This is a genomic window from Caulobacter sp. GW821-FHT12A07 (assembly GCF_058807655.1).
Window position 1 is genome coordinate 277061 of record NZ_JBXAQX010000001.1, and the last position, 21075, is coordinate 298135.

The 21075-nt window shown below is 69.4% G+C and carries 16 protein-coding genes; 9 read left to right on the forward strand and 7 right to left on the reverse strand.

The genetic code is table 11. The annotated features are described in order from the left end of the window. The first annotated feature begins 53 nt into the window (after positions 1-53). The 3 genes from AC1RRS_RS01350 to AC1RRS_RS01360 are packed head-to-tail and all read left to right on the forward strand — an operon-like array spanning position 54 to position 1953. Positions 54-1169 (forward strand): flagellar basal body P-ring protein FlgI, encoded by a 1116-nt coding sequence (locus AC1RRS_RS01350; protein ID WP_487288463.1) that lies wholly within the window; start codon positions 54-56, stop codon positions 1167-1169. After that, complete coding sequence (locus AC1RRS_RS01355) at positions 1169-1504, forward strand: rod-binding protein (protein WP_487288462.1); 336 nt, start codon at positions 1169-1171, stop codon at positions 1502-1504. The genes AC1RRS_RS01350 and AC1RRS_RS01355 overlap by 1 nt, the downstream gene beginning before the upstream one ends. Then, complete coding sequence (locus AC1RRS_RS01360) at positions 1504-1953, forward strand: flagellar basal body protein (RefSeq protein WP_487288461.1); 450 nt, start codon at positions 1504-1506, stop codon at positions 1951-1953. The genes AC1RRS_RS01355 and AC1RRS_RS01360 overlap by 1 nt, the downstream gene beginning before the upstream one ends. A gap of 125 nt (positions 1954-2078) precedes the next feature. Here AC1RRS_RS01360 and AC1RRS_RS01365 read toward each other — a convergent pair whose 3' ends face one another. Further along, a complete protein-coding gene (locus AC1RRS_RS01365; RefSeq protein ID WP_492853626.1) occupies positions 2079-3392 on the reverse strand; it encodes a M20/M25/M40 family metallo-hydrolase in 1314 nt (437 codons plus the stop codon). Positions 3393-3563: 171 nt separating this feature from the next. Between AC1RRS_RS01365 and AC1RRS_RS01370 the strand changes: the two genes are divergently transcribed. After that, complete coding sequence (locus AC1RRS_RS01370) at positions 3564-4073, forward strand: hypothetical protein (protein ID WP_492853627.1); 510 nt, start codon at positions 3564-3566, stop codon at positions 4071-4073. Positions 4074-4211: 138 nt separating this feature from the next. Here AC1RRS_RS01370 and AC1RRS_RS01375 read toward each other — a convergent pair whose 3' ends face one another. The 4 genes from AC1RRS_RS01375 to AC1RRS_RS01390 all read right to left on the reverse strand — a co-directional run bounded on the left by AC1RRS_RS01375 (position 4212) and on the right by AC1RRS_RS01390 (position 11090). Further along, the gene (locus tag AC1RRS_RS01375) at positions 4212-4937 is read right to left on the reverse strand and encodes a response regulator (RefSeq protein WP_110119828.1); all 726 of its coding nucleotides are present in this window, start codon (positions 4935-4937) and stop codon (positions 4212-4214) included. Positions 4938-4945: 8 nt separating this feature from the next. After that, positions 4946-8185 (reverse strand): autotransporter outer membrane beta-barrel domain-containing protein, encoded by a 3240-nt coding sequence (locus AC1RRS_RS01380; protein ID WP_492853628.1) that lies wholly within the window; start codon positions 8183-8185, stop codon positions 4946-4948. Between the two features lie 351 nt (positions 8186-8536). Next, entirely contained in the window at positions 8537-10057 is a 1521-nt protein-coding gene (locus AC1RRS_RS01385) for an aldehyde dehydrogenase (NADP(+)) (RefSeq protein ID WP_492853629.1), read from the reverse strand. 112 nt (positions 10058-10169) lie between these two features. Then, complete coding sequence (locus tag AC1RRS_RS01390; protein ID WP_492853630.1) at positions 10170-11090, reverse strand: Gfo/Idh/MocA family protein; 921 nt, start codon at positions 11088-11090, stop codon at positions 10170-10172. Positions 11091-12246: 1156 nt separating this feature from the next. On the opposite strand from AC1RRS_RS01390, the gene AC1RRS_RS01395 reads away from it, so the two are divergent. From AC1RRS_RS01395 to AC1RRS_RS01405, 3 genes are all read left to right on the forward strand, one after another. After that, positions 12247-14046 carry an IlvD/Edd family dehydratase gene (locus AC1RRS_RS01395; protein ID WP_492853631.1) on the forward strand — a complete coding sequence of 600 codons (1800 nt, stop codon included), beginning with the start codon at positions 12247-12249 and terminating at the stop codon, positions 14044-14046. A gap of 262 nt (positions 14047-14308) precedes the next feature. Further along, a complete protein-coding gene (locus AC1RRS_RS01400) occupies positions 14309-15898 on the forward strand; it encodes a methyl-accepting chemotaxis protein (RefSeq protein ID WP_492853993.1) in 1590 nt (529 codons plus the stop codon). Positions 15899-15910: 12 nt separating this feature from the next. After that, the gene (locus AC1RRS_RS01405) at positions 15911-16195 is read left to right on the forward strand and encodes a hypothetical protein (protein WP_492853632.1); all 285 of its coding nucleotides are present in this window, start codon (positions 15911-15913) and stop codon (positions 16193-16195) included. A gap of 142 nt (positions 16196-16337) precedes the next feature. Here AC1RRS_RS01405 and AC1RRS_RS01410 read toward each other — a convergent pair whose 3' ends face one another. Continuing rightward, positions 16338-16562, reverse strand: coding sequence for a hypothetical protein (locus AC1RRS_RS01410; protein WP_492853633.1), 225 nt, complete (start codon positions 16560-16562; stop codon positions 16338-16340). Between the two features lie 127 nt (positions 16563-16689). Between AC1RRS_RS01410 and AC1RRS_RS01415 the strand changes: the two genes are divergently transcribed. Further along, positions 16690-17061: a helix-turn-helix domain-containing protein gene (locus AC1RRS_RS01415; protein ID WP_492853634.1), complete on the forward strand. Its 372-nt coding sequence runs from the start codon at positions 16690-16692 to the stop codon at positions 17059-17061. Here the strand turns inward: AC1RRS_RS01415 and AC1RRS_RS01420 are convergent. Next, positions 17033-17494 carry an Lrp/AsnC ligand binding domain-containing protein gene (locus AC1RRS_RS01420; protein ID WP_110119836.1) on the reverse strand — a complete coding sequence of 154 codons (462 nt, stop codon included), beginning with the start codon at positions 17492-17494 and terminating at the stop codon, positions 17033-17035. The two genes, AC1RRS_RS01415 and AC1RRS_RS01420, sit on opposite strands and share 29 nt — an antisense overlap. A gap of 459 nt (positions 17495-17953) precedes the next feature. Between AC1RRS_RS01420 and putA the strand changes: the two genes are divergently transcribed. After that, positions 17954-21043 carry a bifunctional proline dehydrogenase/L-glutamate gamma-semialdehyde dehydrogenase PutA gene (gene putA / locus AC1RRS_RS01425; protein ID WP_492853635.1) on the forward strand — a complete coding sequence of 1030 codons (3090 nt, stop codon included), beginning with the start codon at positions 17954-17956 and terminating at the stop codon, positions 21041-21043. Positions 21044-21075: the final 32 nt, after the last annotated feature.

A 21075-nucleotide genomic window follows, 5' to 3' on the forward strand; every position in this document is an offset into this window, starting at 1 on the left:
GCCCGGTTCTGGCATGGGCCGCGACGGAATTGCGTCCTTCGGTGTGGAAATCCATGCGTCGTTCATTTTTCAGCTCCGTTCTCGCCGGCCTGGCCCTCGCGGCCATGACCGTCGTCGCCGGTCCGGCCGCCGCCAAGTCGCGGATCAAGGACATCGTCTCGTTCGAGGGCGTGCGTGAGAACCACCTGATCGGCTACGGCATCGTCGTCGGCCTCAACGGCACGGGCGACAGCCTGCGCAACGCGCCGATGACCAAGCAGAGCATGGAATCGCTGCTCGAGCGCCAGGGCGTCAACGTCCGCGACGCCAACCTCAACGCCAAGAACGCGGCGGCCGTCATGGTCACCGCCAAGCTGCCCGCCTTCGCCGGCGCCGGCTCGAAGATCGACGTCTCGGTCTCGGCCATGGGCGACGCCAAGAGCCTGCAGGGCGGCACGCTGATGGTCACCGCGCTGCAAGGCGCCGACGGCCAGACCTACGCCGTGGCCCAGGGCCAGGTGCAGACCGGCGCCGTCTCGGCCGGCGGCGCTTCTGGCAGCTCGATCAGCCGCGGCGTCCCGACCGCCGGCCGCATCGCCGCCGGCGCCGACGTCGAGCGCGAGACCGGCTTCCAGATGGTGGCCATGAGCGAGCTGCGCATGACCCTGCGCAACCCCGACTTCACCACCGCCCGCCGCATCGCCGACGCCATCAACATCAAGTTCCCCAGCTGCGCCCAGGCCCAGAACCCTACCGTCGTGGCGATCCGCTCGCCGGGCGGCATGGACATGATCAGCTTCATCACCGCCATCGAGAACCTGGAAGTCGAGCCCGACGGCCCGGCCAAGGTGATCATCGACGAGGTCAACGGCGTGGTGGTGATGGGCGACGACGTCCGCATCAGCCAGGTGGCGATCGCCCAGGGCAACCTGACCATCTCGGTCCAGGAGACCCCGGCCGTCAGCCAGCCGGCCCCGTTCAGCCAGGGCCAGACCAAGGTCGTCCCGCAGTCGACGATCAACATCGACGAGGAAAAGGGCAAGAAGCTGATCACCCTGGGCGGCGGCGCGTCGCTGAAGAGCCTGGTCGGCGGCCTCAACGCCCTGGGCGTCACCCCGCGCGACATGATCACCATCCTGCAGGCCGTGAAGGCCGCGGGCGCCCTGCAAGCCGACATCGAGGTGATGTGATGAGCGCCCTCTCCTCCGCCGCCAGCGCCGTCGACGCCTACTCGGCCATCTCCGGGACCGGCGCGACCTCGGCCGCCGAACTGGCCAAGCGCGGCAAGATCAAGGAAACGGCCCAGAAGTTCGAGGCCTCGTTCCTGTCGTCGATGATGCAGTCGATGTTCGAGGGCGTGAAGACCCCCGAACCCTTCGGCGGCGGCCAGGGCGAAGAGATGTTCCGCTCGCTGCTGACCGACGCCATGGCCAAGGAAGTGTCCAAGGCCGGCGGCGTCGGCATCGCCGCCTCGGTCCAGCGCGAGATGCTCAAGATGCAAGGCCTGCAGGAGGTCGCCCAATGATGAGCTCCGCCCCCCTCTCTCCCTCGGACGAGCGCGTCGAACAGCTGATCATCCTGACCGAGCGCCTGACCGACCTGATCGCCAAGCAGGCCACCGCCTTCGAGGCCCGCCGCCCGCACGAGGCCGCCCGCCACGTCGAGGAAACGGCCAAGCTCGCCAACATCTATCGCCACGAGTCGGCGCGGGTGCGCGGCAACGTCGCCGTCGTCCAGGCCGCCACGCCCGAGCGCCGCATGCGCCTGGTGCGCGCCACCGAGGCCTTCGACGCCGTCCTCGCCCGCCAGTCGCGCGCCATCGCCGCGGCCAAGACGGTCACCGAGGGCCTGGTCCGCGCCGTCGCCAACGAAATCGCCGCCCAACGCCCGCAAGCCGCCGGCTACGGCCCCAGCGCCCAGGGCTCAGCCTACCGCAACAGCGCTACGGCGATCACGCTGAACCAGCGGGCTTAGCGCTTCGCGCCCCCCCTCCGGCCCTCCGGGCCACCTCCCCCAGAGGGGGAGGATCTACGACGCCAAGATGCTCCCCCTCTGGGGGAGCTGTCGGCAAAGCCGACTGAGGGGGCCGCCGCAGGCGGCTACTCCACCCCCGCCACGGCCAGCAGGGCGGCCAGGCCCACCTGCATGCCCTTGAGGGTCTCCCCCTTCTCGACGTCGATCCATTCGTCCAGGGCGTGGGCGCGGCCGCCCTTGCCGCCGGAGCCGATGGTGACGGCCGGTATCGCCAGGCTCATCGGCAGGTTGGCGTCGGTCGAGGAGGCCTCGTGGGTGGGGGTGAAGCCAAGGGCCGAAGCCGCCGCGGCGGTGGCCGTGACGATCGCGGCCTTCGGGTCCGTGCCGCCGGCCGGACGCTCGCCGATCACCTTGGCCTCGTAGGAGACCTCGCCGGGCTTGGTCGAGCGGGCGGCGTTCTCGCCGGCCACGGCCTTGTCGAGGATGGCGACCAGGGTCCGGTCCAGCTTGGCCAGTTCGTCGGCGCTCTCCGAGCGCATGTCGAACTCCATGAAGATCGAGTTGGGGATCGAGTTCACCGAGGTGCCGCCGCCGACCACGCTGGCCGAATAGGTGGTCTTGGGATCGGCCGGCGGCTTGACCGCATAGAGATCGACCACCGACTGGGCCATGGCCGTCATCGGGTTGACCACGCCGAACGCGCCGTAGCTGTGGCCGCCCGGTCCCTTGAAGGTGACGCGATAGCGCTTGGAGCCGACGCCGCGGTCGACGATGCGCGAGGGGTCCGAACCGTCCATCGAGAAGAAGGCGCCGATCCGGCCCTGGTACTTGCCCTTGGTGAAGAGGTGGCGCACGCCGCGCAGGTCGCCCGGCCCCTCCTCGCCGACATTGCCGACGAACAGGATGTCGGACTTGGTCTTGATCTTGGCCGCGTCCAGCGCCCGCACATAGGCCAGCAGCACGGCCAGCGAGCGGGTGTCGTCGCCGATGCCCGGGGCCGACAGCTTCGTGCCCTCGCGCTTGACCTTCACCTCGGTGCCTTCGGGGAAGACGGTGTCGAGGTGGGCGGCGATGACCACGAACGGACCCTGGCCCTTGGTGGCCGTCCCGGGCCGCACGCCCATGACGTTGCCCTCGGCGTCCATCTCGACGTCGGTCAGGCCCACGGCCTTGAGCATCTCCAGATAGGCCTTGGCGCGCTTTTCCTCCTTGAAGGGGGGCGCGGGGATCTCGGTCAGGGTGACGATGTCGGCGACGGTGCGCTCGTAGTCGGCGTCGAGCTGCTGGACGGCGGCCTTGAAGCCGGCCCCGCCGACGATCTTCTGCACGGCCTTGACCGAGGTGTCGGCCTTCTCGGCGGCGTCGGCCTCGGGGCCGTAGAGCGCACCGGCGGCGAACAGCGAGGCGGCGAACAACAGCGAACGCGACAGGCGGCGCATGGGCGGGCTCCGATTCTTGCAGTCCGCCGACCAGAGCGACCGCGCCCGCCGATTGGCAATCCACAATTGGAAGAACGGCGGCTCCCAAAAACACCGGGCTCCAAAAACGCCGGACCTCTGGACGAACCGATCTCGCCACCCGACATTGACCTATCGTCAAGGAGATCGGTCATGGCCAAAGCTAAAGTCGCATCCGCGCTCGCGGGCCTGGGCCTCCTGCTGCTCGCCGCCCCGGCCCTCGCCCAGGCGCCGGCCGCTCAGGGGACGGGTCCCTTGGGCGTCGGCGGCAAGTGGATGCTCGACCTGCCGCGCTCGCACTTCAACGAGGCCCTGACCGGCGCCGCGCCGCTGAGCGGCGAGCTCGACATCACCAAGGACGACGGCAAGTTCATCGCCTGGACCCTGGTCGAGGAGGACGACGAGGGCGTGGCCGCCATCCAGTTCGCCGACGCCGGCCTCGACGGCTCGCCGACGCGAGCCGTGGTCAACTTCAACTTCGTGACCCTGAGCGTCGATCGCACGGGCCAGTCCAGCGTCGCGGTGATGACCCACGGCGAAACCGGCCGCCGCCAGACCATGCGCGTGGCCCTCTCGGCGCCCGACACCCTGCTGGTCGAGCAGGACGTCGACGGCAAGCCCGGCCCGCCGGACCAGACGCTGATCTTCGTGCGGAAGAAGTAGGACCTCCCCCTCTGGGGGAGGCGGCCGAAGGCCGGTGGGGGCCGTTTTCAGCTTCCGGGAAGCTGGCCGCTCAGCAGCCACTCCCCCCACCGATCGCTTCGCGATCACCTCCCCCATCAGGGGGAGGTTCCTCGATCATCAGTCCGCGTGAACGCGGTCCACGCGCGGGGCGAACATGTAGCCGGCGTGGCGGACCGTCCGCACCATCTGGGCGCCGCCCTCGGCGCGGCGCAGCTTGCTGCGCAGACGGCTGATGGTGACGTTGATCTGCTGCGGCGGCGCCTTGCTGCGGGCCTCGGGCGGACCCTGCTGCAGCTGGTCGCGGGTCAGGATCTGCTGGGGCTTGGAGACCAGGGTCCACAGCACCAGGAACTCGGCCGACGACAGGTTCACCGACTCGCCGCGCGGATCGAACAGCTCGTGGGTGGCGACGTTCAGGCGCCAGCCGCTGAACTGATAGACCGGCGGGGCGGCGATCGGCTCTGGGGCGCGATAGGCCTGGCGACGGCGGACCGCGGCGCGGATGCGGGCGGCCGTCTCGCGCGGGCGGAACGGCTTGGCGATGTAGTCGTCGACGCCCATCTCCAGGCCGACCACCACGTCGCTTTCGTCGTCGACCGCGCTGACCACCACCACGCCCGGAGCCGGGTTGAGGCGGCGCAGCCGGGCGCAGACCGAGAGGCCGGCCTCGTCGGGCAGCAGGATGTCCATCACGACCAGTTCGATCTGGGTGCGGCCGAGGATCTGGTCCATCTCGCGGGCCGAACCGGCCTCGAGCACTTCCAGGTCGAAGCGGCCCAGAAGGGCGGTAATGGCGGCGCGGGAGTCGATATCGGGATCGACGATGAGCAGGCGGGGTCTCACGGGCGTTCTCAGAACATCGCCCGGCCGACAAGCCGGGCAGAATAGCGGGTCTGGCGACGGGACGCTTCGGCCCCGCCCTCCAGGGCGAAATAGGAAAGATCCGAACCGGCGCGCAGGGCGACGTTCAGGGTCACCGCGCCGTTGCGGGCGTTGTCGGCCAGGATCGTGAACGGCGTGCCGCCCGCGAACGAGGCCGTGGTGTCGGCGAACTTGCCGGCCAGGGTCTTGCGATAGCCGACGCGGACTTCCGGCTTGAACCAGACCTCCTTGCCGAACTGGCGACCGAAGACCACGCCGATGTCGCTCGACAGGTTGCTGTACTTGCGCGAGGCGACCGTCAGGTCGAAGCCCTCGCCGCCGCCGTGCTCCTTGCGCCCGCCTTCCCACATGTAGACGTAGTCGAGGCGGGTCTCGGGGCGGATGTAGTTGGCGCCGAACGTCACCTCATAGCCGACGCCGGCGAAGGCGTTGGCGGTGAAGCCGTTCCAGGAGGCGGTGTTGCGGAGGATCTCGTCGGCCGCGCCGTCGCTATCGGCGTCCTCGCTGATGAAGCTGCGGTCGCCGTTGAAGCGGATGTAGCCCGCGCCGCCGCCCAGGTTCAGGCGCCAGCCGCCGACCGAACGGCGCCAGTAGGTTTCGGCCTGGAACACCGAGGCGGTCGTCTCCTCGCCGACCTTGGCGGCGGTGTCCTTTTCCTCGAGGCTGACGAAGGACAGGGTCACGCCCAGCGCGCCGCCGGCGTCGCCCATGGCCTCGTAGCCCGCGACCAGGCCCACGGCCTTGGTGTCCGAGCCCTGGACCGCGCCGTCCTCGATGCGGACCAGGCTGTTGATCTCCTGCACCCAGACGCTGTCGGGGCCGTAGCGGTCGGCGCCGTCGGGACGCACCGACGTGGCCGACGACAGCTGCTGCTGCACGGCCTGCAGGCTGGTGAACATCCCCTGCCCGGTGCTGGGCAGCATCTGGTCGTAGAGATTGTAGAAGCCGTCGGCGGTCGACTGGCTGAGGAACGCGCCGGCGATGCCGTCGTCGTTGCTCAGGGCGGCGAACACCGCCTCGTAGGCCGAGGCCTGGCTGCGGGTCATGCCGGCTTCGGCGGCCGTGCGGCGACGCACGTCGATCAGCACGTCGTTGCCTTCCGTATAGGCGCTGGCGACGTAGAGGTAGGGCGCGTCGCCCAGCAGGTCCTGGTCGATGTCGCCGGCGGTCAGGGTTCCGGCCGAGATCACCTTGAAGGTGCTGGCCGTGGTCAGCAGGTTGTTGAAGACCAGGCCGAGGTTTGCGCCGCTGGCGATGGTGGCGGTGTCGACCACCAGCTGGGTCGCCGTGCCCGCCGAGGGATCGACGGTGAACACCAGCTTGGCGTCGGCGCCGAGGGTCAGGCTGGTGGCGTTGATCGTGTTGGTGTTGGTCAGCATCAGGCCGCCGTCGCCGATGTTGATCGACAGCTTGCCGTCGCTGTCGCTGATCTTGGTGACCGCGTAGGCGCCGCCGTCGATGTTGAAGACGTCGGCGCCGTCGCCGAACGAGATCTCGCCGTACAGCGTGCCGTTCAGCAGGTTGATGGTGTCGGCGCCCGAGCCCAGCAGGATCTGGCCGATGATCGTCGGCTCGTCGGCGTCGTCCACGCCGTCGCCGTCGGTATCGGTGTCGGCCACGTCGTCGTCGCCATCGTCGCCGTCGTTGACGCCGGTCTGGGTGATGGTGACACCGGTGGTGTTGGCCTGCAGGTTGATGGCCACGGCCTTGCCGGTGACCACTTCGTCGTCGGCGTCGTCGTTGTCGTCGTCGAGGTCGTAGTCGTCGTCGGTGGCCGTCAGGTAGGCGGCGATCGTGCCGGTGTTGTTGATCGTGGTCAGCGTGCCCGAGCGATCGACGATGGCGTTGGCGGTTCCGGTCTCGCCGTAGAGGGTGGCCAGGATCGTGCCGCTGTTGTTGACCGTGGTCATGGTCGCGCCGGCGTCGATCAGCAGGGCGTAGGCGTCGTACTCGCTCTCGGCCGTGACCGAACCGGTCAGCCCGCCGCTGTTGTCGAGGATCCGGGCGATGGCGCCCGAGGTCAGGTGCAGGCCCACGGCGTCGGCCTCGTAGGCGCTGGCCGTGATCGAGCCTTCCAGGTTGATCCCGTTGGTGACCAGGGTCTCGTAGCCGGCCGAGCCGCCGATCTGCACGCCGGTGGCGGCCACGCCCGGGTGGATGCCGTAGGCGGCGACCGAGCCGCGGATCACCAGGCCGTAGTCGTAGATGCCGTCCCCGGCCGAGCCGAGGGTGACGGTCTGGGTGTCGGAGCCGATCTGGATCGCCGGCGCGCCGCCATAGACCGCGACCGAAGCGGTGCCTTCCTCGTCGTCTTCGACGCCGTCGCCGTCCTCGTCGTCGGTGGTGTCGTCGTTGGTGTCCTCGGGCGGGGCGTCGAGCACCAGGCCCTTGGTGACGTTGCTGGTCACCTGGATGGCCGAGCCGCCCTGCAGCAGGTCGTCGGCGTCGAGCAGGGCCTCGTCGTCGGGATCGGTGTAGCGGCTGGTGTAGCGATAGCCGGTGGCGGTGATCGAGCCCTGCACGATCACCGAACCGTCGACCTCGCCGTTGACCGCCAGGCCGACGCTGTTGGCGCCCAGCACGCTGATCGAGCCGTCGCTGACGATGTCGCCGGTGATGCTGGCGGTGTTGCGGATACCGTAGCCGTCGTCGCCGGTGACCGCGATCGAGCCGGAATTGAGAATGTCGCCGATCACCGACGATTCCAGGATGATGCCGATCGAGTCGTTGCCCTCGATGGTGATCGAACCCGAGTTCTCGATCGTGCCGGTGAAGTCGCCCGAACCGGTCAGGTGGACGCCATAGCGGTTGGTCCCCAGCGCGAACTGGCCGTCGTAGTCGCCGTCGCTGTCGGTGTCCTCGTAGTCGTAGTCCTCGGTCAGCGAGATCGTGCCGCCGTTGGTCACCGTCGAGGTGAGGCCGCCGTTGATCAGGATGCCGGTCGAGTTGGAGAGGTCGGTGCTTTGCAGCGTGCCGTTGTTGGTCAGCGTGTTGCTGCTGTCGACGGTGGCGATCGCGCCTTCGGACGCGTAGGTGATCACGCCGTCGCTGGTGATCTTGACGTCGTCGGCCGCGCCGTCGTTGGCGGTCGAGGTCGCGACCGCCTTGGTGCGGCTGCTGCTGGTGATCTCGGTCTCGGCGACGGCGCCGCCGGCGTGCAGCAGCATCGGTAGAGCTGCGGCCGACAAGATCAGAAGCTTACGCGACATGGAGGACCCGCCTGATGGAACCTCCGAGCCTTAGGGGCCGTGCATGGCCCAGGCGTGTCTATGAAATTTCCGTCATGCTACGGCGACGCTCACGCCGATACACTTCCGTTTCAAACGGCCCGGAAGGTTGTCGCCAGGGCGCCGGCTCGCCTGCGAAGTGTTGCCGTTCGCGGCCCAAAGCCGCCGTTATTCCGACGTCCGCGCAAGAAAAGGCGACCTTGGCCCACCCGGCGATTCCAGAGCCGTTGCAGACGGTTCACGCCCTGAAACGGCAAAGAAAAAGCGCGCGGGGCCAAAGCCGCCGCGCGCTTTCACTTATAGAGCCTGGAGGTCCGAGCGGACCCGCCGGGTTTAGAGCACGCCGTCGACGGCGCGCTTGACGCCCCACGGGTTGGCTTCCTTCAGGGCCGCCGGCAGCAGCACGTCGGGCAGGTCCTGGTAGCAGACCGGGCGCAGGAAGCGCTCGACGGCGCGGGTGCCGACCGAGGTCGAGCGGCCGTCCGAGGTGGCCGGGAACGGGCCGCCGTGGACCATGGCCGGAGCCACTTCCACGCCGGTCGGCCAGCCGTTGGCCAGGATGCGGCCGGCCTTGCGCTCGAGGATCGGCAGCAGGCCGCGAGCGGCCTCGGCGTCTTCGGCGTCCAGGTGCAGGGTGGCGGTCAGCTGGCCTTCCAGGCCTTCGAGCAGCTTGGCCAGCGCAGCGAGGTCCGGGGCGCGGACGATCACCGACGACGAGCCGAACACTTCATGGCTGAGGGCCGGGTCGGCGGCGAAGGTCGCCGCGTCGACCACGAACAGGGCGCCCTGGCCCTGGTTGCAGCCTTCGCCGACCAGGCCGCGCGCCGCGACGGTGACGCCCGGACGCGAACCCAGCTTCTCGACGCCCTGCTCATAGGCGCCGAAGATGCCCGGGGTCAGCATGACCTGCGGGTGAGCGGCGGCCAGGGCGGCCGAGGCCGAGGCCACGAACGTGTCGAGGTCCGGGCCTTCCAGGGCCAGGACCAGGCCGGGGTTGGTGCAGAACTGGCCCGAACCCATGGTCAGCGAGCCGACGAACGCCGCGCCCAGAGCCTCGGCGCGGGCGGCCAGGGCGTGCGGGAACAGCACCACCGGATTGACGCTGCTCATCTCGGCATAGACCGGGATCGGCTCGGGACGGGCGTTGGCGATCTTCATCAGCGCCACGCCGCCGGCGCGCGAACCGGTGAAGCCGACGGCCTTGATCCGCGAGTCGCTGACCAGGGCGCCGCCCAGCTCGTGGGTCTGACCCGTCAGCAGGGCGAACACGCCGGCCGGCAGGCCCGCCTTCTCGACGGCCTTGCTGATGGCCGCGCCGACCAGGGCGGCGGTGCCGGGGTGGGCCGGGTGGCCCTTGAAGACGACCGGGCAACCGGCGGCCAGGGCCGCGGCGGTGTCGCCGCCGGCGGTCGAGAAGGCCAGCGGGAAGTTGCTGGCGCCGAACACGGCGACGGGGCCCAGGCCGATGAAGCGCTGGCGCAGGTCGGCGCGCGGCAGCGGCTTGCGCTCCGGCAGGGCCGGGTCGACGCGGGCGCCGAGGAAGTCGCCCTGGCGGACGGTCTTGGCGAACAGGCGCAGCTGGCCGGTGGTGCGGCCGCGTTCACCTTCCAGGCGGCCGCGCGGCAGGCCCGTCTCGGCGATGGCGCGCTCGATCAGTTCGTCGCCGATGGCCTCGATCTCGGCGGCGACGCCTTCGAGGAAGGCCGCGCGGGTCTCGAGGTCGGTCTCGCGATAGACGTCGAACGCCGCGTCGGCGGCGGCCAGGGCCGCCTCGATCTGGGCCGCGGTCGGCTCGGGGAAGACGTCACCGAAGTGCTCGCCCGTGGCGGGGTTCAGGCTGCGGAGTTCGGTCATGACGGCGCTCGCGGTTTTGGCGGACGGGAATGGGCCCGCATATAGGCCCTTCCCCCGCATTTTGTCAGGTCAATGTTAGCGCAACCATCGCTTATTCGATGGCCCGCCGAGACTATTCGATGAAGGCCGGCGCGATGACCCGTTCGCCCAGCAGGAAGGCGTCGGCCACATGGCGCAGCGGGCTGACGTCGACGTCCGAGGCGCCGGCTTCGATCAGTTCGGCGAAGGCGGCGTAGAGGCCCGGATATTCTTCGTCCGGCCCTTCGTGCTTCAGCTGCCCGTCGATCCACAGGCGCGAACCGCCGTGCGACAGCTTCAGTTCGCCGCCGTCGGTCTGGACGATGATGTCCCAGCTCTGCGGGCCGGTCTGCAGGAAGTCGAACTCGGCCCGCACCGGGGCGCCGGTCACGGTGACGAAGCTCAGTTGCGCCTCGACCGGCGACTGGCAGTTCTCCGGCACGTGCAGCACAGCCTTTTCCAGGAAGAAGGCCGGCAGGATGACGGTGGCGATCGACAGGGCGTTGATGCCGGGATCGAAGACGCCGAGGCCCCCGGCCTGCCAGATCCAGGTCTGGCCGGGGTGCCAGACGCGCACGTCTTCCTTCCAGTTGATCTGCACCGACTGGAGGGTCTTGCCCGCCAGCCAGGCCTGGGCCGGAGCGACGGCGGTGGCGTAGCGCGAATGCCAGGTGGTCTGCAGGGTGACGCCCTTGGCGGCGGCGGCGGCCTTGAGGTCCTCGACCTCGCTCAGCGTCGCCCCCGGGGGCTTTTCCAGCATCACGTGCTTGCCGGCGTCGATGGCCAGGCGGGCGATCGTGTGGCGCACCTGCGGCGGGGTGCAGAGGGCGACGGCGTCGAAGGCGACGTCCGAGGCCAGCAGCTCGGCCAGGTCGGTGAAGTGCGGCACGCCGTCAACGCCGGCGCTGCGGCTGGCCACGGCGGCCAGTTCGAAGCGCGGATCCTTGGCGATCGCGGGCAGGTGCTGGTCGCGGGCGATCTTGCCCAGGCCGACGATGGCGATGCGGATGGTCATCTGGACGAAACACCTGGCGATGGAGAGGACCGCGTCGGCGGCCCGGTCATTAGTCAGACAAATAGCGTGACGGGCGTGGGTGTCAAACGGCGAGCGGGGGACCCGGGCGGAATGATCCTTCTCCCCTTGCGGGAGAAGGTGGGGTCGCCCAAGGAACCTCCCCCTCTGGGGGAGGCGATCGCGCAGCGATCGGAGGGGGGAGTTGGCGCGGGATCGGCCAGCGGCTCGAAAGCTGAAAACGCCCCCCCACCGGCCTTCGGCCGCCTCCCCCAGAGGGGGAGGTTCCTTGGGCGCATGGCTTCTCGATCTCACGCGCCAAGACGCTGAGTTGTCGAAGGAGAGCGGAGCGCCCGGGCTACGCCCGGAGGTGCTGTTGTGTGTACCGTTTCGACGAAGCCTAGACGCTCCGCGCGGTCGTTTGGCTGCCGGCTTCCCGGGCGGCGGCGCTCTTAACGCCTTACCAGGACCATCCGCCGGGTTTCCCGTTTGGACGGCGACGAGGAGAGGGTTGCTCTGTAATCCTCGCCCAAGCCGACGGCGGGCGGGCCTGGCCAGCGCCAGGTCCCCGGACGCGACGGATCTTCCCAATCCGCCCCAGTCCCGCTCGATCGCATCCCGCCGCCGCATGGTCACTGGCCTTGCGCCCCTTCGGTGCGGCGAGACCCAGTGATTATGCGGGTGGTTTGAGCGCGTCTGATCCAGTGCGGTGAGAAAGTTGTAAGGGGTTGGATTGGTTGGGGTTTGAGGCGGGCTTTCCGGGGATCCAGCTTCGTCTGTCCCCGTCCGCAGACCCCCAACCGTAAAATCCCCGCGAAAGCGGGGATTTTACGGGGGAGGAGAGCCTGCGCTGCGGAAGCTGAGCACGGCCCCCAATTGCTCAGACATTTGCCGCGCGCTAAGGTCGCCGAACAGCGTCGTCAGTGACAGAACGCCCGTCGGCGCTATACAATGTGAGCGCTATCATCGGCGCGCCGGCGCCCTTCAGGCACTTGCGAGCCGCTCGCAAGGCCTTGAAGCCACGCGACCTTCCGTCACCTTGGCCACCACCACGGCGGTCGTTGACGACCCCAGCCCGGCGGTATAGTCAGACAAATAGTATAAACCTCGCCCGGCGAGGCGATCCAGATTGGATCGACCGAGGAAAAACAGGACCGTCATGACCACCAAGTCCGCGCCCCGCACCCTTCGTTCGCGGGCCTGGTTCGACAATCCCGACAACGTGGACATGACCGCGCTCTATCTGGAGCGCTACCTGAACTACGGCCTGACCCTGGAAGAACTGCAGTCGGGCAAGCCGATCATCGGCATCGCCCAGACCGGCTCGGACCTGTCGCCGTGCAACCGCCACCACCTGGTGCTGGCCGAACGCGTGCGTGAAGGCATCCGCACCGCCGGCGGCATCGCCATCGAGTTCCCGGTCCACCCGATCCAGGAAACCGGCAAGCGCCCGACCGCGGGCCTGGACCGCAACCTGGCCTATCTGGGCCTGGTCGAGACCCTGTACGGCTATCCGATCGACGGCGTCGTGCTGACCATCGGCTGCGACAAGACCACCCCGGCCTGCCTGATGGCGGCCGCCACCGTCAACATCCCGGCCATCGCCCTGTCGGTCGGCCCGATGCTGAACGGCTGGTACAAGGGCGAGCGCACCGGTTCGGGCACCATCGTCTGGAAGGCCCGCGAGATGCTGGCCGCCGGCGAGATCGACAACGCCGGCTTCATCAAGCTGGTCGCCAGCTCGGCCCCGTCGACCGGCTTCTGCAACACCATGGGCACGGCCACGACGATGAACTCGCTGACCGAGGCGCTGGGCATGTCGCTCACCGGCTCGGCCGCCATCCCGGCCCCCTATCGCGACCGCCAGGAAAACGCCTACCACACCGGCCTGCGGATCGTGGACATGGTCAACGAGGACCTCAAGCCCTCGGACATCCTGACCCGCGAAGCGTTCCTGAACGCCATCGTCGTCAACTCGGCGATCGGCGGCTCGACCAACGCCCCGATCCACCTCAACGCCCTGGCCCGCCACGTCGGCGTCGAGCTGACGGTCGACGACTGGCAGGAGAAGGGCGAGAACGTGCCGCTGCTGGTCAACCTGCAGCCGGCCGGCAAGTACCTGGGCGAGGACTACTACCACGCCGGCGGGGTGCCCGCCGTCACCGCCCAGCTGATCAAGCAGGGCCTGATCCACGAAGACGCCCTGACCGTCTCGGGCCAGACCATGGGCGACGCCTGCCGCGACGCCGTGATCGAGGACGCCGACGTCATCCGCACCTTCGACAACCCGCTGGTCGAGCGCGCCGGCTTCGTCGTGATGCGCGGCAACCTGTTCAATTCGGCGGTCATGAAGACCAGTGTCATCTCGGGCGAGTTCCGCGACCGCTATCTGTCCAACCCCGACGACCTGGACGCCTTCGAGGGAGACGCCATCGTCTTCGACGGTCCGGAAGACTATCACCACCGCATCGACGACCCGTCGGTGGGCATCACCGAGAACTCGATCCTGTTCATGCGCGGCGCCGGCCCCATCGGCTATCCGGGCTCGGCCGAGGTCGTGAACATGCGCGCCCCCGACTACCTGATCAAACGCGGCGTCAAGCAGCTGCCCTGCATCGGCGACGGCCGCCAGTCGGGCACCTCGGGTTCGCCCTCGATCCTCAACGCCTCGCCCGAAGCCGCCGCCGGCGGCGGCCTGGCCCTGCTGAAGAGCGGCGACCGCGTGCGCTTCGACCTGCGCAAGTCGCGCGTCGACGTGCTGATCACGCCGGAAGAAGTCGCCCAGCGCCGCAAGGCCCTGGAAGCGGCCGGCGGCTACAAGTATCCGGAAAGCCAGACCCCGTGGCAGGAGATCCAGCGGGCCATCGTCGGCCAGATGGACACCGGCGCGGTGCTGGAGCCGGCCGTGAAGTACCAGCGCATCGCCCAGACCAAGGGCCTGCCGCGCGACAGCCACTAAGGGCCGTCACGCACCGCTGAACGAACGAGCCGCCCAGGCCTTGGCCCGGGCGGCTTTTTCATGCCTGCCTTCCAGAAGCAACGACGCCGCTTGTAGTAAAATAACTCGGCATCGTTGCTTTCCCATTTTGAGAATATGCGGCCTCGAAAGCGGGATACGTATTGGTACGTATCTGCGAAACGCCAGATTTAAACGACTCTATTACTGTCGATTAACGCCGATGATCGACCTTGCGGTCAGAATATCGGAGGCGGGCGTGCGTTTGATCGAGTTTGACAGCATCCAATCGCAGCGTCGGGTGGGCGGCCAGTTGGTCGTCGCCTGCGTGGCGGCCATGGCGGCGGTCGTGCCTGCCGCGGGATTCGTCGCCGGGACGGCGGTCGCCCTGCCCTTCGCCTGCGCCGCCGTGCTGGCGGTGCTGGCCCTGGCCGCCTTCGGCCTGTGGCGCGACACGCTGCTGCAGCGGACCTGCGCGGCCCTGGCCCTGGTCGGGCAGGTGACGCTGTTCGTGCTGGCCTTCCAGGGAAGCGCCCAGCAGGACGTCGCCCGCATGGCCTTCCTGGCGGCGCTGGCGCTGCTGGTGGCCTATGGCGACTGGCGGATCGTGGCCCTGGCGGCGACCGCCTTCGTCGGCCTCGACGTCCTCGCGCCGCTGCTCGCCCCGCACCGCCTGGCCGCCGACGAGAGCCTGCTGGCGATCGTGCTGCGCGTGGGCATGACCGCCGCCACCGCCTGGTCGCTGATCTGGCTGACGGCCGGGGTCTCGCGCCTGTTCGTCACCGTCACGGCCCGCACCGAGGCGGTGGAGACCGCCGCCCGCGCCGCCGACCAGGCCAACGCCGCCGCCCAGGCCGAACGCGCCGAGCGCGACCGCGCCAACGCCGAACGCGCCAAGCTCAAGCAGGTGATGGAGGCCGAGCAGACGGAAGTCGTCGAAGCCCTGGCCCGCGCCCTGCGCCAGGTGGCCGGGGGCGACCTGACCTGGCGGCTGGAAACCCGCTTCGCCGCCCAGTACGAGCCGCTGCGGCAGGACTTCAACGACGCGCTCGCCAAGCTGCGCGCCGCCCTGGGCGAGATCTCCGGCAACGCCGCCAGCATGAGCGACGGCGTCGCCGAGATGAGCCGCGCCTCCGACGAACTGGCCAACCGCACCGAGGACCAGGCCGCCAGCCTGGTGCAGACCACCACGGCGCTGGGCCAGATCACCACCACGGTCAACGAGACCGCGCAGAACGCCCGCCAGGCCAACGCCGCCGCCGCCCGCGCCCGCGAGGAGGCCGAACTGTCCGACCCGGTGGTCACCGAGGCCGTCGACGCTATGACCCGGATCGAGACCTCGTCGGGCCAGATCGGCCAGATCATCTCGGTGATCGACGAGATCGCCTTCCAGACCAACCTTCTGGCCCTGAACGCCGGTGTGGAAGCCGCGCGGGCGGGCGAGGCCGGCAAGGGCTTCGCCGTGGTGGCGCAGGAGGTGCGGGCCCTGGCCCAGCGCTCGGCCGACGCGGCGCGCGAGATCAAGGCCCTGATCGACGTCTCCAGCCGCCAGGTCAGCGCCGGCGTCGAGCGCGTGGGCAAGACCCGCGAGGCGCTGCGCCGGATCGTGGCCCGGGTGGCCGAGATCGACCTGCAGATCGACGCCATCGCCCGCTCGGCCAACGACCAGGCCCAGAACCTGGGCGAGGTGAACACCACCATGGGGGCGATGGACCGGGTGGTGCAGCAGAACGCGGCCATGGTCCAGCAGACCACCGCCGCCGCCCACGCCCTGAAGGCCGAGGCCGCCGAACTGGCCCAGCGCATCGGCCTCTTCCGCACCCGCGACGACGACGCCGACCTTCGGGCCGCTTAAGGGAGCGAGGCGATGGCGGGGGAGCAGACTTCGGACGAGGCGGTGCGGTTCACCGGCGCGGACCTGATCAAGCTGTTCGCCGCCACCTACCTGCCGCTGTGCGAGCGGCTGGAGGCCTCCGGCGTGATCGACCGGGCGCGGCTCGCCGATGTCATGTCGCTCTATGTACGGCCGGGCGAGGACAGCCCCAGCGCGGCGACGGTCGAGGCGTTGCAGATCGTGCTGCGCCGGGCGCGGGTTGCTGCGGATGCGCGACCGAAGCCCGCCCTGCGGCTGATCCCGGGCGGGCGGGGGTAGCTTCAAAGAAACCTGTCATCCCGGCCGGAGGAGCGCGTAGCGGTCCGTAGAGCCGGGACCTCCCACGTCGGCGGGATCTGAGCGGTGGGAGGTCCCGGCGCTCCGCTTCGCTGCGGCCGGGATGACAACACTGGAAGAGCGGCTACCGCCCCTCCCCGTCCAGCACCTTGCACAAAGCCGCGGCCAGCATGGCCCAGGGCTCGTCGTGGTCGGGTCCGATCCGCGCGGCGATGTCGCGCGACAGGGCCTTGGGGTCCAGCGCCCCGGCCTCCTCCAGGGTGCGGCACAGCGGCAGGTAGGTGGCGGCGAACAGGCGGACGATGTCCTCGCCCGAGAAGGACGGCGCGTCTTCGGAAGACGCGCTCATCGCGGCGATTCTGCTGAACTCGGTGACATCGCCTCCGGATGCCTGAAGAACGCTGGTTGCGCCTTGATCGCGATCAAAGTAGCGGCCGCCGCGCCGTGGGACGTCGTCTTCTCCATAGGGGGATGCGATGTCCAATCAGACGGCGCCGGCGCGCCGCGATCTCGAGGCGGGGGCCGACTATCTGCTGCGCAGCGCGGGCCTCTTATGGTCGGTGTTCGACGGCGACGTCCTGCGCGGGCTGGTGTTCCTGGCCGTGCTGCGGCTGACGGGCGATGAGGGCGGCCCCGTGCGGTTGACCGCCGTCGCGCGCTCGCTGCGAATGCCGATCGAGACCACCCGCCGCCACCTGCTGAAACTGGAAGCCGGCGGCTTCGTGGTCCGCGCGGCCAACGGCGCCGTCGAGGCCCGCCTGCCCGACCGGCCGGACCTGCGCGAGGCCCTGGCCGCCAACAGCGCCAACCTCGTCCTGCTCAGAGCGGCAGCTGAACCGTGCTCTTGACCTCCTCCAGCACCGCATAGGTGCGGGTCTCGCGCACGCCCGGCATCTTGACCAGGATGTCGCCGAGGAAGCTGCGATAGGCGTCCATGTCGCGCACCCGGGCCTTGATCAGGTAGTCGAAGCCGCCGGCCACCATGTGGCACTCCAGCACCTCGGGCGCGCGGCGCACGGCGGCGGCGAAGTCCTCGAACACCTCGCCGGTCGTGCGGTCCAGCACCACCTCGACGAAGATCAGCAGGGCGCGGTCGACCTTGGCCGGGTCGAGCAGGGCGGCGTAGCCGGTGATGAAGCCGCGCTCGCGCAGGCGGCGCACCCGGTCGAAGGTGGCGGCCGGCGACAGGTTGCAGCGCTTGGCCAGCTCGGCGTTGGTGATCCGGCCGTCGGCCTGCAGCACGCGCAACAGTCGGCGATCGGTGTCATCTAGAGCGGACATGGAATTTCGTCACTTTCAGCGAAGATTGTTTTGAAAATACCGATAACAAACAAAGCACCTTCGGAACGAAGAGGATTACACCCTCAATCGTCCTAGCGAAGCTTCCCCTCGCCGCTTCCCCCAGTCGGCGCGCTTCGCATTGGACCTCCCGCTCGGCGGGAAACCATCGCCGCGCATCCCCCAGCGCCGGCGACGAGCGGAAGGGACGCGCGAGTCCCCCCGAGACGCGTCCCTTCCAGTGCTCCCCTTCCCTCTTTCCTAGCCCCCTCCTAACCTGCGTTCGCCGACCCGCGTCCACGCCGGTCGCGACGCCCTGTCGCGGAGGTTTTCGGCCCTTTGGAGCGGAAGACGTTTTTCGTCGTTTACGCCGAACAGGATACGGAAGCCAGAACCAACAAACGAAGCACCTTCGATCAGACCCAGGTTACAGCGACGATAAATCATCTCTGAGGAAGCGTCATGACTGGTTGGGACTCCCTGGACGACGGCAAGTACCGTGACGAGAAGGCGGTGATCGTCGACCTGCTGGCCGCCAAGGCCCTGTCGAGCGAAGACCGCGCCGCCGTGCGCGCCGAGGCCGAGGCCCTGGTGCGCGGCGCCCGCCGCTCCGTCCGCAAGCAGGGTGTGGTCGAAAGCTTCCTGCAGGAGTTCAGCCTGGGCACCCGCGAGGGCCTGGCCCTGATGTGCCTGGCCGAGGCCCTGCTGCGCACCCCCGACGACGACACCCGCGACAAGCTGATCGCCGAAAAGATCGGCTCGGCCGACTGGGCCAGCCACCTGGGCGGCAGCGACAGCCTGTTCGTCAACGCCTCGACCTGGGGCCTGATGCTGACCGGCAAGATCGTCGAGCCCGACGACGAGGCCAAGAAGGACCTGCCGGGCTTCATCAAGAAGCTGGCGGGCCGCGTTGGCGAGCCGGTGATCCGCGCCGCCGTCGGCCAGGCCATCCGCATCATGGGCGAGCAGTTCGTGCTGGGCCGCACCATCGAGGCGGCCATCAAGCGCGCCGCCGGTGAAGACACCATGTGCTCGTTCGACATGCTGGGCGAAGGCGCCCGCACGGCCGCCGACGCCGAGCGCTACGAAAAGTCCTACGCCGCCGCCATCGAGACGGTCGGCAAGCTGTCGAACAAGGCCGGCCCGGAAAAGGGCCACGGCGTGTCGGTGAAGCTGTCGGCCCTGTGCCCGCGCTACGAGGCCACGCATGAAGACCGCGTTTGGCAGGAGCTCTATCCCCGCACCCTGCGCCTGGCCCTGATCGCCGCCAAGTACGACATCAACTTCACCATCGACGCCGAAGAGGCCGACCGCCTGGCCCTGTCGCTGAAGCTGCTCGACAAGCTGTGCCGTGAGCCGGCCCTGGGCGAGTGGAAGGGCCTCGGTTTGGCCGTGCAGGCCTACCAGAAGCGCTGCGGCGAGGTGATCGCCCGCCTGTCGGCCCTGTCGCAGGAAACCGGCCGCCGCCTGATGGTGCGCCTGGTGAAGGGCGCCTACTGGGACAGCGAGATCAAGCGCGCCCAGGTCGCCGGCCGCCCGGACTATCCGGTCTACACCACCAAGCCCGCCACCGATCTGTCGTACCTGGTCAACGCCAAGGCCCTGATCGAGGCCGCGCCGCACCTCTACGCCCAGTTCGCCACCCACAACGCCCACACCCTGGCGGCCGTGGTGCGCATGGCCAAGAACGCCGGCGTGAAGATCGAGCACCAGCGCCTGCACGGCATGGGCGAGGCTCTGTATAAGGCCGCCGACGACCTCTATGACGGCATCGTCCTGCGCGCCTACGCCCCCGTCGGCGGGCACGAGGACCTGCTGCCCTACCTGGTGCGCCGCCTGCTGGAGAACGGCGCCAACACCAGCTTCGTGCACGCCCTGCTCGACGAGCGGGTGCCGGTCGAGAAGGTGGTGGTCGACCCGATCACCACGGTCGAAGCCCACCCCGACCGCCACGCCAAGATTCCGACCCCGATCGAGGTCTATGGCGAAGGCCGCAAGAACAGCGCGGGCCTGGATCTGTCGGTGAAGGCCGACCGCGACCGCCTGGCCGCCGCCGTCACCGCCATCGACGCCGCCCCGCTGCAATCGGGCCCGCTGATCGGCGGCAAGCTGGAAGCCGGCGGCCCGCCGCTGCCGGTGGTCTCGCCGGTCGACGCCGGCCGCGTGGTCGGCGCGGTGTCGGAAGCCCAGATCCCGCAGATCGACAAGGCCTTCAAGCTGGCCCGCGCCGCTCAACCGGCCTGGGACCGCGCCGGCGGCTTTGCTCGCGCCAAGGTGCTGCGCGCCATGGGCGACGCCCTGGAAGCCAATATCGAGCGCCTGATCGCCACCCTGTCGCGCGAGGCCGGCAAGACCCTGTCGGACGGCATTGCGGAAGTGCGCGAAGCCGTGGACTTCTGCCGCTACTACGCCGTGCTGGCCGAAAAGCAGTTCGGCGAGCCCGAGGTGCTGAAGGGTCCGGTCGGCGAGACCAACACGCTGGCTCTCGCGGGTCGCGGCGTCTTCGTCTGCATCAGCCCGTGGAACTTCCCGCTGGCCATCTTCACCGGCCAGATCGCCGCGGCCCTGGCGGCCGGCAACGCCGTGCTGGCCAAGCCGGCCGAGCAGACCCCGGTCATCGCCTACGAGGCGGTGAAGCTCTATCACGCCGCGGGCCTGGACCCGCGCCTGCTCGCTTTGCTGCCCGGCCGCGGCGAGACCGTCGGCGCGGCCCTGACCGCCCATGAGGGCCTGGACGGCGTGGCCTTCACCGGCGGCACCGACACGGCCTGGCGGATCAACCAGACGCTCGCGCAACGACAAGGCCCGATCGTGCCGTTCATCGCCGAGACCGGCGGCCTCAACGGCATGTTCGTCGACACGACGGCGCAGCGCGAGCAGGTGATCGACGACGTCATCGTCTCGGCCTTCGGTTCGGCCGGCCAGCGCTGCTCGGCCCTGCGCCTGCTGTTCCTGCCCACCGACACCGCCGACCACATCATCGAGGGCCTGAAGGGCGCCATGGACGCCCTGGTCGTGGCCGATCCGGCCGATGCGACCACCGACGTCGGCCCGGTGATCGACGCCGAGGCCAAGGAGGCGCTGGAAAAGCACCTGGTCCGCCTCAAGCGCGAGGCCAAGGTGCTGCACGCCCTGGAAGCGCCGACCAGCGGCACGTTCTTCGCGCCGGTGCTGGCCGAGATCCCGGCCGCCGACTTCCTCGAGCGCGAGGTGTTCGGCCCGATCCTGCACGTGGTGCGCTACAAGCCCGAAGACCTGGAGCAAGTGGCCGGCGCCCTGGCGGCCCGCCGCTACGGCCTGACGCTCGGCGTGCACTCGCGCATCCAGGCCTTCGCCGACGAGGTGGTGCGCCTGGTCCCGGCCGGCAACGCCTATGTGAACCGCTCGATGACCGGTGCGGTCGTCGGCGTGCAGCCGTTCGGCGGCGAGGGCCTGTCGGGCACCGGCCCCAAGGCCGGCGGCCCCCACGCCCTGCTGCGCTTCGCGGTCGAGCGCGCGCTCAGCGTCAACATCACCGCCCAGGGCGGCGATCCGACGCTGCTCAATCTCTGACCTTGACGACCCCGGCCATGGGCGAGACCCTT